The 13,027-nt window shown below is 35.6% G+C and carries 7 protein-coding genes; 4 read left to right on the top strand and 3 right to left on the bottom strand.

Annotated elements, in window-relative coordinates; translation table 11 throughout:
• Positions 1 to 51 precede the first annotated feature (51 nt).
• Both LNP81_RS16310 and LNP81_RS16305 read right to left on the bottom strand, forming a co-directional pair.
• Positions 52 to 1,980, bottom strand: a complete 1,929-nt coding sequence (locus LNP81_RS16310) for a glycoside hydrolase family 97 protein (protein WP_230037622.1) — start codon at positions 1,978 to 1,980, stop codon at positions 52 to 54.
• A 171-nt stretch (positions 1,981 to 2,151) separates the two neighbouring features.
• Positions 2,152 to 3,192 (bottom strand): aldose epimerase family protein, encoded by a 1,041-nt coding sequence (locus LNP81_RS16305; protein WP_230037620.1) that lies wholly within the window; start codon positions 3,190 to 3,192, stop codon positions 2,152 to 2,154.
• A gap of 137 nt (positions 3,193 to 3,329) precedes the next feature.
• On the opposite strand from LNP81_RS16305, the gene LNP81_RS16300 reads away from it, so the two are divergent.
• The 4 genes from LNP81_RS16300 (at position 3,330) to LNP81_RS16285 (ending at position 10,605) form a co-directional block, all read left to right on the top strand.
• Entirely contained in the window at positions 3,330 to 4,238 is a 909-nt protein-coding gene (locus LNP81_RS16300; protein ID WP_230037618.1) for an AraC family transcriptional regulator, read from the top strand.
• Between the two features lie 128 nt (positions 4,239 to 4,366).
• The gene (locus LNP81_RS16295; protein WP_230037616.1) at positions 4,367 to 5,776 is read left to right on the top strand and encodes a sugar porter family MFS transporter; all 1,410 of its coding nucleotides are present in this window, start codon (positions 4,367 to 4,369) and stop codon (positions 5,774 to 5,776) included.
• A gap of 18 nt (positions 5,777 to 5,794) precedes the next feature.
• Positions 5,795 to 9,106: a DUF5107 domain-containing protein gene (locus LNP81_RS16290; protein WP_230037614.1), complete on the top strand. Its 3,312-nt coding sequence runs from the start codon at positions 5,795 to 5,797 to the stop codon at positions 9,104 to 9,106.
• A gap of 524 nt (positions 9,107 to 9,630) precedes the next feature.
• Positions 9,631 to 10,605 carry an IS110 family RNA-guided transposase gene (locus tag LNP81_RS16285; protein ID WP_230033283.1) on the top strand — a complete coding sequence of 325 codons (975 nt, stop codon included), beginning with the start codon at positions 9,631 to 9,633 and terminating at the stop codon, positions 10,603 to 10,605.
• Between the two features lie 104 nt (positions 10,606 to 10,709).
• On the opposite strand, the gene LNP81_RS16280 is transcribed toward LNP81_RS16285, so the two are convergent.
• A complete protein-coding gene (locus LNP81_RS16280) occupies positions 10,710 to 12,977 on the bottom strand; it encodes a GH92 family glycosyl hydrolase (protein WP_230037612.1) in 2,268 nt (755 codons plus the stop codon).
• Between the last annotated feature and the right edge of the window lie 50 nt (positions 12,978 to 13,027).

Raw genomic sequence — 13,027 nt, 5'->3', positions numbered from 1 at the left:
AATCCTGCATAGCAAAAAAATTGCGTGCTTTGCGGTTAAAAAAAAACTTACTTACTTTATAAATTGAATAATAAATCCGCCTTTAGGAGCTAAATTATATTTCCAGTTTGAAGTTAAAGGATACGTTTCGACTTTAAATTCCATTAAAGGATCTTTTCCTTCGGAGATAACTCTGAATTTTGAAAAACCTTTACCGTATTTTTTAAGATCTATAGAAATTGGCTCTGCTGCATTTGTACCATTTATCCCAACAATATAAGAAAGATTGTCTTTCTGACGGGATAAAACAATCGTTTTCCCCGGATCTGCAATTATATATTCTGTTTTATCCCAGGTTGCAGGCATCTCTTTCAATAAATTCTTAAGCGCATCAGGAAGTGAATTAAAAACCTCCTCAGAATCGGCAAAATGAATAATACCTGACGTATAAATCATCGCCATAGCAAGCTCGTGTGTTGCAGTATTTAAGCGCTTATATTTTCTAAAAGTTAACGCAAATGGCGTATAATCAGCAGGTCCTGCTACGTTTCTTGTAAACGGTAATACCGTATTTTGTTCTGCTGCTTTTTCAGGAAATCTTGGCTCATAAAAATAACTTTCTGTTCCTAAAATAGCTTCTGCCGTTACAAAATTAGGCCATGTTCTGTGCCATCCTCTTGGTATTGTTGTGCCGTGTAAATTCACTAACAAATGTTCTTTAGCCGCATCTTCAAAAACGCCTTGCAGCGCTGCCATAACCTCTTGCCTGTCTGAGCACCAAAAATCTATTTTAACACCTTTTACGCCCATACTTTCCAGTTCCTTAAACCTGTTTTTTCTTTTTTGTGAATCAAAATATTCTGCTGAATATCCCCAAACTAATGGCTGAACTCCTTTAGACAAAGCATAATCAATAATTTTTCCTTCTTTATTCGCCTTTTCCCATCCGGCATCAAAAAGCGTATATCTGAATCCAAACGAAGCCGAAACATCCGTAAACTTATTATACATTTCAGGCGTGAAATCTTCAGGATGTGACCACCAAGACCAAGCCGCTTTTCCCGGTACAATCCATGAAGTATCTTCAATTTTAGAGGCCGGAGCCAAATCGGTAATCATCGTCGACAGTAATATATCTCCTGCTTTATCACCAATCATGATCACTCTCCAAGGCATTGTCCATGGTAAATTTGATTCTGGATAAGCTTCTTTATCCGGTAAAGGCAGGGTAAATTTTTCGTCTTTTTTAGCAAATCCTATGCTGTAAATTCCATTCGTAGAATCCGGTAATAAATGACATCCCGGAAATGTGCCGTCTGCTCCTGATTCTGCAATCAGCACCCAGTTTTTAGTATTATTTACATTAAAAAGCGCCGGCATACACCAACCTATAGATTCATTTCGCGCACCAGTTATTGGATCACCTGACTTTACATTTACATAAAAATCTTCATAACCCGGCGTATAATCTCCTGCTTTATTATACGGTTGAAGCCAGCCTTTTGCATTTTGTTCGATATGAAATCCTGTAATTTCATTGGTAACCACTCTCTTTTGTGGCTCTTTGTCAGTGAATTTATATCTAAAAGCAACGCCTTCTGCGCCCGCAATTAAATCTATTGTCATTAAAGCGCCTTGTTTGTTTTTGAAGGTTACGCTTTTACTTTTAAAGACGTGATCTGCAACTTTATTATTAGCCACTTTAAGCTCATACTTTTCACGTTTTTCTTCAATAGCTGAAACTTTTACAACCGATAAACCTGATGTAAAATCATTGTTTTCAAAAGTCAAACCAAGCGGAGAATCTAAAATTATGGTTTTATCCTTGCGGGTAACATTATAAAACAACTTTCCTCCCTCTGCCAAAGACAATTCAATTTTATTTAGATTGTCTTTTGACTTCAGAGAAAGTCCTTCGTTTTGTGCTTTAACGCTGACCTGAGCAAGAAACATTGCAGGGATCAGCAAACTTAAAGATCGGTGAATAAACATTTTTTTCATTTATATAGTTTTTAGAGATTAGTTTTTAAATTTTAGCGGTTTGTAAAGTTTTTAAGCAAAATTTTTCAGCCACGACCCGAGCCTGAAAGAGCGAACAGACGAAGTAATTTCACGAATCAGCACGAATTAATTTGTGAAAATTTGTGTAATTTGTGGTAGAAAAAAATCATTTTAATCTGTCGCATATTTTGAAATCATAACATCAAAAGCATAAGTAATCGTTTCGTTATAAACTTGCCCTGCTTCGAAAATGACATTAGGAAAATGAGCATGATTAGGACTATCCGGATAATATTGGCATTCTAAACAAAGTCCGTCAAAAGCTTTGTAACTCTTTGAATGTTCTCCCATTGTCGCGCTGTTTAAATAATCTCCGGTATACAATTGCACGCCAGGATACGAAGTATAAACACGCATTAATCGCCCTGATTTTTCTTCAAACAATTCGCAGACCGCATTTTCATTGGCCGAATTTCGATCAAAAACATAATAGATGTTCAATCCGTTATTTTGCATGACATCGATTAGTTTATAATTAAAAAGCAAATAATTATCTGCCGGAATTATTTTTCCTGTCGGAATATAATCCGGAGTACTTTCGAGAATTCTAGTTGCCTGAATATTCAGTTTATGATGGTGTATTTTTTCGGCGCAAGCGGATAAATTAAAATAAGAATGATTGGTAAAATTGAGCGGTGTTGGTTCATCGGCAACAGCCAAAAATTCAATTTTGAGTTCGTTTTTATCTGTCCATTTATAAATGACTTTTGTGCTTACATTTCCGGGAAAACCGCCTTCTTCATTTTTACTTTCTAAAGTAAAAACTACAGAATCTTCGTTTATAATAAAATCAAATACTTTATCATTAAATCCAGCCGAACCGCTATGATTGTTGTTTTTACCGTCATTTTTATCGAGATGAAAAGTTTTATTTTCGATCGAAAACTCGGCATTATTGATTCTGTTGGCAAAACGCCCAACCGTTGCTCCTATATAAGAAGTGTCTTTTAAATATCCATCTAAAGTTGAAAATCCAAGAACCACGTTTTCTTTATTTCCGTTTTTATCCGGCACTACTATGGACTTTACTACGGCACCATAATTAAGCAGTTCAACGCAGTTTCCGTGAACATTTGTTAGTTTGAATTTAAAGATTTCTTTGTCATCACAAACCCCAAAAGGTTCGTATACAATCTTATTAATAGGATTCATATTGTTTTAAAAAAGAGATTGAAAACATCATTGTTATTCTAATGTTTCAAATGTAATCCTGATTATTTTCATCAAAATGGACATTTTTTCCAAAAACATGGATTAAATTACGATATTTGAAAAATAGTCTCATCAAAATGAAGAATTTAACACAAAAGGAAAAAATAAAAGTTAAGGAAGGCTTTTTAGGGCAACGCATGATTGTGATTCCTAAAAACATACTTTCGGAAATAAAAAATAACGGACTTATATCAAGTTTGTATTTTACCGATATTGGCGTTTTCCCAAATGCAAGTCATCACTCGATGAAACGAAAACACGGAAGTAAACAATATATATTGATTTATTGTTATAAAGGTGAAGGCATTATTAGTAAAGAAAATAAAACAATAACGCTCAAGGCGAATACCTTTTATATAATACCACCGGAAGTGGCTCACGATTATTATGCTTTAAAGCAAAATCCATGGAGTATTTATTGGCTGCATTTTACCGGACCGCAAGCGCCACATTTCTATGAAAAATTCATCACCGAATTTCCGGACACAGCGCCCCAATTATCGCTGGAGGAAAGACGTATCGAGCTTTTTGAAAACATACTCGATGTTATGGAAGACGGCTACAGCGCCAGTAATCTGGAATATGCCAATCTCTCGTTATGGCAATTACTGAACGCTTTTTTATATGAGCGATTTTTCATCAAAAAAAACAGGATATTTTCAGAGGATAATACTATTGAGTCTGCAATTGACTATATGAAAAAGCATTTGGATTTATCCTTAAAAATCAATGATGTAGCCACGTATTTTAATTATTCATCTTCGCACTTTTTTACCTTGTTCAAGAAGCAAACAGGCTATTCACCCATACATTATTTCAACTATTTAAAAATGCAAAAAGCCTGTCAGTATCTAAGCTTCACTACTATGAGTATAAAGGAAATAAGCTTTGCTTTGGGGTTTAATGATCCGTTGTATTTCTCTCGTTTATTCAAAAAAATAATGAGTACATCACCCATACAATATCGCACTGAATACAAGCAGTAGCGCAATTGTTTTCGTATTTTAGGATAAAGCACAAAAAAATCGTATTATAGTCCATCTATTCAAAAAAAATATCCATAAATCAAAGGTTCCTATTCCGCTAATTTTACAAAAGCTATTAAAACCTTTTTATGAAAAATTATAATTATACCTTTTTACTATCAATTAGCCTTGTTGCAGCATTGGGTGGTTTACTCTTTGGTTACGACTGGGTTGTAATAGGTGGTGCAAAACCATTTTACGAAATTTATTTTGGCATTTCAGATTCTCCGGCTTTACAAGGCTGGGCAATGAGTAGTGCACTTGTAGGCTGTGTTGCGGGAGCTGCTGTTGCCGGAAAACTGGCAGATAATTACGGAAGACGTCCTATGTTGATCGTTGCCGCAGTATTATTCTCTATATCGGCGATAGGTACAGGAGCTTCAGAAACCTTCACAATCTTTATTATTTGGAGAATTATTGGCGGAATCGGAATTGGGATTGCATCGACAATTTCGCCTTTATATATTGCCGAAATCGCGCCACAAGAAACCCGAGGACTTTTTGTATCGATCAACCAACTTACCGTCGTTATAGGTATTCTTGCTGCGCAAATCACTAATATGCTGATTACCGAAGTCATTCCGGCTGATTATTCTCACGCTGAAATTCTGGCTTCCTGGAACGGACAAACGGGATGGAGATGGATGTTTTGGGCAGGATTTTTTCCCGCAGTTTTATTCTTTATTCTAATGTTTTTAATTCCGGAAAGCCCAAGATATTTGGCTAAAAAAGGAAAATATGATTCGGCAGAAAATACACTTACTAAAATTGGAGGTTTGGCTTACGCCAAAGAAGCTTCGGTAAAAATAAAAGAAACGTTCTCTCATGAAACAGAGAAAACCGATTTCAGAATGTTACTGGACAAAAAAGCTTTACCAATTCTAACAATTGGGATTGTTCTCGCTGCTTTCCAACAATGGTGCGGTATCAATATCATTTTCAACTACGCTCAGGAAATCTTTGTTTCAGCGGGTTACAGCATCAATGATTTGTTTATGAATATTGTAATTACCGGAAATATCAACTTGATTTTTACGTTGGTTGCGATGGGTACAGTAGACAAAATTGGCCGTAAAAAGTTAATGCTTTTTGGCTCGGGCGCACTTGCTGTAATCTACGCTTTATTGGGTTATTTTTATTACACGAATGTCACCGGTTTCCCTTTATTATTACTGGTATTACTGGCGATTGCTATTTATGCCATGTCCCTTGCTCCTATTACCTGGGTGATTTTATCTGAAATTTTCCCTAACCGAATCCGTGGTGTTGCGATGTCAGTTGCCACATTTGCGCTCTGGATCGCCTCTGCTCTTTTAGTACAAACCTTCCCTATTTTCAACGAATATCTGGGCACATCAGGCACTTTCTGGTTGTACGGAATTATCTGTGCCTTAGGATTTGTGTTTGTATTTAGAAAACTTCCTGAAACCAAAAACAAAAGTCTCGAAGAGATTGAAGAACTGATGGTTTCTGATAAAAAATCAAAGAATATTCTATAATTTAAATTTCATTACATCATGCAAAAAGTAAATGTTTGGAAGGAAAAAATAATCCTGCCAACCTATGAGGTGGGCAAACCTGAAAAAAATCCTGTATTTATTGAGAAAAGAGTATATCAGGGAAGTAACGGATCTGTATATCCTTATCCGGTTATTGAAAAAATCGCAGACGAAAAAATCGACAAAGAATATCAAGCTGTTTATCTTGAAAATGAGTTTGTTAAAATAATGATCCTGCCTGAACTTGGCGGGCGCGTTCATATGGCGTATGATAAAACCAAAGAACGTCATTTTGTATATTACAATCAGGTTGTAAAACCAGCATTAGTAGGACTTACAGGTCCGTGGATTTCTGGCGGAATCGAATTTAACTGGCCGCAGCACCACAGACCAACGACTTTTGATCCTGTTGATTTTACGATCGAAGAACACGAAGACGGAAGTGCAACAGTTTGGTGCAGCGAAGTCGAGCGTATGTTTAGAACCAAAGGTATGGCGGGTTTCCGATTGTATCCAGACAAAGCGTATCTGGAAATTAAAGCGCAATTGTACAATAGAACTTCGTTTCCTCAAACTTTTTTATGGTGGGCCAATCCTGCTGTTAAGGTAAACGATGATTATCAATCAGTTTTTCCGCCGGATGTGAATGCTGTTTTTGATCATGGTAAACGTGATGTATCTTCTTTCCCGATTTCGAAAGGAACGTATTATAAAGTCGATTATTCGCCGGGAACAGATATTTCGCGTTATAAAAATATTCCAGTTCCAACGTCATATATGGCGATTGCATCCAAATATAATTTTGTGGGCGGATATGAAAATGATTCGAAAGGCGGATTATTGCACGTCGCCAATCATCATGTTTCTCCGGGAAAAAAACAATGGACTTGGGGTCACGGCGATTTTGGCCGTGCCTGGGATCGTAATCTTACCGATGAAGATGGTCCGTATATCGAATTGATGTGTGGCGTTTACACGGATAATCAGCCTGATTTTACCTGGATTATGCCGGGTGAACAAAAAGATTTTACACAGTATTTTATGCCGTATCGTGATTTAGGAATCGTAAAAAACGCGACTAAAAATGCGATGGTTAATCTCGAAAGTATCGACAATAAATTGGTGATTAAAGCCTACACAACGGGCGTTTATCCGAATACTACAGTTACTTTAAAGAATAATGATACAGTTTTATTCCAAAAACAATATGATGCTTCGCCGTACAATTCATTCGAAGAAACGATTGATTTTGAAAATACGTCTTTAGAAGGATTATCGATTTCTGTAACGGATGCTGATGATAAAATTTTGGTTGATTGGATTTATGAAGGACAAAATGAAGACGAAATTCCTGAAGCTGCAAAACCTGCCCTTGCTCCTGAAGATATTGAGAATAATGAACAATTGTTTTTAACTGCACAACATTTAGAACAATACAGACACGCGACTTACAGTCCGATTCCGTATTATAAAGAAGCGATAAAACGCGATTCAGGCGATATTCGTTCTAACAATGCGATGGGATTATGGTTGATGCGTAGAGCAAAATTCGCAGAAGCAGAACCTTATTTTAGAGCAGCTATTAAAACATTGACACAACGAAATCCAAATCCGTATGAAGGAGAAGCTTATTTCAATCTGGGATTGTGTCTGAAATATCAAAATAAAAACAAAGAAGCTTACGATGCTTTCTACAAATCAACATGGAATGCGGCCTGGCAAAATCAGGGCTATTTTTATGTGGCGCAATTGGATGCTTTAAATGGCGATTTTGAATTGGCATTGGCACACATTAAAAAAGCAATTTCTAAAAATACCGAAGATCATAAAGCGCTGCATCTGCAAGTGGCTTTTCTTAGAAAGTTAAACCAACAAGAAAAAGCGCTTCAATTGGCGAATACTTATTTAGAAAATGATTGTTTCAATTTTGGATTGCTTTACGAGAAATACCTTTTAAGTAATGACAAAAAAGACCTTGCGTATTTCAATTTGTTGATTAGAAATAACATTCATACGTATATAGAATATGCTTTAGATTATGCTGCAGCAGGTTTATATAATGAAGCTGCAAATTTATTATCTGAAGGTTTAAAAGACGAAGAAACATACCCAATTGCGTGGTATTATGCGGGTTCTTTCTATGAAAAATTAAATGATTTCGGTCAAGCCGAAGAATGCTTCAAAATGGCTTCTCAGGCAAAACCGGACTATTGTTTCCCAAATCAGATTGAAGCTGCTTTAGTACTTCAAAATGTAATTAAAAAACAAACTAATGATGCAAAAGCGTTGTATTATTTAGGAAACTTTTGGTACGCTTCTAAATATTATGATGATGCTATTTCTTGCTGGGAACAATCTGTTGCGATCGATGATCGTTTCCCAACTGTGCATCGTAATTTGGCTTTGGCGTATTATAATAAATTAGAAGATGAACAAAAAGCGCTTTCTAGTTTAGAAAAAGCATTTTCGTTAGACTTGACAGATTCCAGAATTTTAATGGAACTGGATCAATTGTACAAACGTCTGAACAGAGATTTAGTTTTCAGATTGGCTTTCTTAGAAAAACATTTAGAATTGGTAATTCAGCGTGATGATGTTTACTTAGAAAGAGTGGCTTTATACAATCTTTTAGGAAAACACGACAAAGCGCTAACTTTATTACAAAACCGAATTTTCCATCCGTGGGAAGGCGGCGAAGGAAAAGTAAGTGGACAATATCTTGTTTCTTTAACCGAAATTGCTAAACAGCAAATTTCAGAAGGAAATTACGATAAAGCCATAGAACTTTTGGAACAAGCACAAACGTATCCTGATAATTTAGGTGAAGGAAAATTACCTGGCGCTCAGGAAAATGATATTCATTATTGGTTGGGTGTTGCTTTCGAAAAGAAAAACAATCCTGAACAAGCTAAAAACTGGTGGAACAAAGCAACGCAGGGATTAGATGAACCAACGGCAGCGATTTTCTATAACGATCAGCAACCGGATAAAATTTTCTATCAGGGCTTGGCTTTCTTAAAATTAAACCAGCAATCTGAAGCTGATAAACGTTTTGAGAAGTTAGTCGCTTACGCTAAAAAACACCTCAACGATCATGTTACAATTGACTATTTTGCAGTTTCACTTCCTGATCTTATGATTTGGGAAGATGATTTAGACAAACGAAATAAAATTCACTGTTTATATATGCAGGGATTAGGGCTTTTAGGTTTGGATAAAAAAGCGGAAGCTGAGGAAGTTTTTGAAAGTGTTTTATCTGAAGAAAAAAGTCATTCAGGAGTTACAATACATTTGTCTTTATTGAAGAATGAAGAATCGGTTTCTGTTTAAGTTAGTAGTTTAAATATTAGACCTGAGAGGTTTTGAAACCTCTCAGGTCTTTTGAAACAAAAAAGGTTTGATGATTAATTTCATCAAACCTTTTTTTATTGTCATAATCTTGTTATTCTTAGAATGGAATATGGCACGCGGATGTTACGGATTCGCTTCGCGAAAACGCGGATGAAAACGGATTTTTTATTTTACTCATAATTTACGTAATCTTATCATCCTAAGGCACGAAGGATCGCAAAAGAAGCTCGACAAAGATTGACGATTTTGCATGCGGAATTTCTTGTGTGATCCTTCGTACCTCCTTTAGATTTGCTTTTTGAAATTTAATTAAATTTATGATTGAGAAAGGAAGCAAAAGTAAACTATTCGTTCCTCTGAGTTTGTGACTCATATCTTGATTAAGACTTTCGCTTCCCTTTCATCAAAGACTCAGATAGAAATTTGGGCTAGAGACCCGTTATCAAGGAGTTGAGCTTATGATGAATTTCTCAAATCATTTGTTGAATCGTAAAAGCAAAGTTATGAAAAACATTATTATCGGCATTGATATCAGCAGTAAGACTTTGGATATCTGTATTAAAAATGAGACAGTAAGCTACTTTTCCATTGAAAATAAAGTACCTGTTATTAAACGTTTCTTCAAAAGCTACTCGGAAGAAAAGGTAATTATAGCTATGGAAAATACAGGCAGATATAATTGGAATCTGTTTGAAGTGCTTGAAAAATTTGATTTTAAAGTTTATGTAATATCAGCTTTACATATCAAAAAAAGTATAGGACTTGTTAGAGGTAAAAATGATAAAATTGATGCTCTTCGCATTTGTAATTTCATCGAAAAAAATCATCAGGAAAGCAGAGAATGGAAGCCATGTTCTTGTTCGATTAAAAAGATAAAAATACTATTAACCGAAAGAGCTTCAAGAATAAAGATTAAAAAGCAGCTAATAGTACAGCAGCATGATTACAAACTCATGAAAAGTATTGGCTTAGATAAACACCTAAAAGACTTAAATATTAAGCTTCTTAGAGATATTGACGTCCAAATTAAGATAATAGAAAATGATATTGAAAATATAATCCAAAACCAAGAGAGCCTTAATCAGAAACAGAAATTGATTAAATCTGTTCCTGGAGTAGGTCAGGTTTTATCATGGACATTGTTGTCAAAAACAGAAGGATTTACAACTATAACTGATCCTAGGAAAATGGCATGTTACAGCGGAGTAGTTCCTTTTGATTTTCAATCTGGAACATCATTAAAAAGAAGGCCTGGAGTATCAATGCTTGCTGATAAAAATCTAAAAACTATTCTGCATCTGGCAGCGATGAGTGCGGTCCGATCAGATAATGATTTAAAAACATACTACATTAGAAAAGTTGATGAAGGAAAGAATAAAATGAGCGTTTTAAACGCTGTGAGAAATAAAATAATCCATCGAGTTTTTGCGGTAATAAAAAACCAAATCCCTTATCAAAAAGATTTGGTTTTATCATAGAAATCAGGATGACAAAAATATACATACAAATAGTAAAAAAAAATCAGCTAAAATCCGTTTAATCCGCGTAATCCGTGGCTAATTTTTCTCATCGAAATTCAAATCTACTCAACTGGTCTGTCTTCCAATTTCGTTCCCCATTTCTTATTCTGTTTTGATGACATAACAAATTCTAAAGTTCCGCCGGTATCAATATCCGCTTGACGGATAAATGTTTTGGTATACGATTTACCATTTAGTTTGGCACTTTCGATATAAATATTTTTATCAGAAACATTGTTTGCTATAACTTTAAAAGCCTTTCCATCTTTCAATTGAATAGAAGCTTCTTTAAGAATTGGTGTTCCTATAACATAAATACTACTAGCAGGATTAACGGGATAAAATCCCATTGCGCTAAAAACATACCAAGCCGAAAGTTCACCGCAATCATCATTTCCGGAATAACCGGATGAAGTTGTATTGTACATTTTCTTCAAAATCTCTGCTACGTATTGTTGGGTTTTCCAGGGTTGACCTGCATAATTGTAGAGATAAGCAATGTGATGGCTTGGTTCGTTTCCGTGTGCATATTGACCAATGAAACCTGAAGCGTTATCATTTACTTCTTCGGGTTTATCTTCTAATGTAAAAAAAGTATCTAGTTTTTTAGTGAAAAGATTATCTCCATCAACTAAACCAATAAGTCCTTTTACATCTTGCGGAACGTACCAAAAGTATTGCCAGCCATTACCTTCTGTAAACGGATAGCCACCGTTTGCGCCATATTTTAAAGGATCAAAAGGACCTATCCAATTGCCTTTATCATCTTTTGCCCTGAAAAAACCAATTTTTTTGTCATATAGATTTTTATAGAATTGAGAACGTTTTGTAAAATGATTGTAATCATCTGTTTTACCCAATTTCTTTGCCAGTTCTGCCACACACCAATCATCATACGCCATTTCTAAAGTCAAAGAAACTGATTGTGATTTTAAATTCTCAGGAACATAACCGTACTTTTCCCAAATACCAAATGGTGATCCCGGATGTTCAAGTGTTGCTGAATTCTTTACAGCTTCAAAAGCCAAATCGACATCAATGCCTGGCAAGTTTTTAAGTACAGCATCAACCACAACCGGAATGGCGTGATTGCCTATCATACAATAATTTTCCTGTCCCCATAATTGCCAGATTGGCAAGTAACCAAAGGCTTTATAATACGCCAACATACTATTTACAAAATCGGCAGAACGTTCTTGTTGCGTTATCGTATATAATGGATGTGCGCCACGATACGTATCCCACAAAGAGAATGTCGAATAATAAGGTTTGGGTGAATTTCTAACCGTATAATCAGCTGATGGATAATCTCCGTTAATATCTGACAAAGTGTTGGGCTGAATAAATGTGTGATACAAAGCGGTGTAGAAAATCTGCTTTTGCTCTGCTGTAGCTTCTATTTTTATTTTGCTTAATTCTTTTTCCCAAATGACATCGGCAGCATTTACAGTTGCATTAAAATCCCAGGCAGGAATTTCAGCTTGTACATTCAAACGTGCATTTTCGATACTGGTTGCCGAGATTCCAACTTTTACCAAAATCTCTTGTTGTTTTGATGTATCAAAATCTAGAATGGCTCTTATTGCATTTCCGTTTACTATTTTGGCATTATCATAAACATTTCCACCATCTGTAACATGATTGTGAATGATAGGCTGTGAAAACTCTGCATGAAAAAATACTTTTCGCATTGGTGCCCAACCTGTAATGATACGATATCCTTCAATCGTATGATCGTTAGGAAATGACAATTGAGACGCAATGATACGCGTATTCCAATCGGATTTTTTCATCGAATGATCTAAATCGATGACGATATGTGCTTCTTTATTTTTAGGAAAACTATATTTATGAAAACCCGCGTGCGTTGTTGCCGAAAGCTCTGCTTTTATCTGATAATCTAAAAGTTCAACGCTATAATAACCCGGTTTTGCGGATTCTTTTTCATGAGAAAATTTAGATTGATAGGCATTTTGTCCTGCTTCTTCTTTGACAATTTCTCCACTAAAAGGCATCAACATAACGTCGAATAACTCGGCTACACCAGTTCCGCTAAGATGTGTGTGACTAAAGCCTGCAATTGTAGTATCATTGTAATTATAGCCGCTGGCAACGCTCCAATCGGGTGTGTTGCGTGTATCAGGACTCAATTGCATCATCCCAAACGGAACTGTTGCTCCGGGATAATTATTTCCTGAAAGCGGTGATCCTTGTGCTGCGCCTGTTCCGATAAATGGATTTACGTGAGAGGTGATTTTATCAGAAGTTTGTGCTCCAAGAACTATTGAACTTAGTAAAGTCCCAAAGAGTATTATTTTTTTTATTTTCATTGTATGGAATTTAATGAAATATGATTTCATGATTTTTTGAATAGACTCTA

Source organism: Flavobacterium piscisymbiosum (genome assembly GCF_020905295.1).
Lineage (GTDB): Bacteria > Bacteroidota > Bacteroidia > Flavobacteriales > Flavobacteriaceae > Flavobacterium > Flavobacterium piscisymbiosum.
This window is presented reverse-complemented; position numbering and strand designations above follow the sequence as displayed.

Coding starts and splice junctions, on each gene's coding strand:
- LNP81_RS16310 (WP_230037622.1), bottom strand. CDS start 1,980: ATGAAAAAAATGTTTATTCACCGATCTTTAAGTTTGCTGATCCCTGCA.
- LNP81_RS16305 (WP_230037620.1), bottom strand. CDS start 3,192: ATGAATCCTATTAATAAGATTGTATACGAACCTTTTGGGGTTTGTGAT.
- LNP81_RS16300 (WP_230037618.1), top strand. CDS start 3,330: ATGAAGAATTTAACACAAAAGGAAAAAATAAAAGTTAAGGAAGGCTTT.
- LNP81_RS16295 (WP_230037616.1), top strand. CDS start 4,367: ATGAAAAATTATAATTATACCTTTTTACTATCAATTAGCCTTGTTGCA.
- LNP81_RS16290 (WP_230037614.1), top strand. CDS start 5,795: ATGCAAAAAGTAAATGTTTGGAAGGAAAAAATAATCCTGCCAACCTAT.
- LNP81_RS16285 (WP_230033283.1), top strand. CDS start 9,631: ATGAAAAACATTATTATCGGCATTGATATCAGCAGTAAGACTTTGGAT.
- LNP81_RS16280 (WP_230037612.1), bottom strand. CDS start 12,977: ATGAAAATAAAAAAAATAATACTCTTTGGGACTTTACTAAGTTCAATA.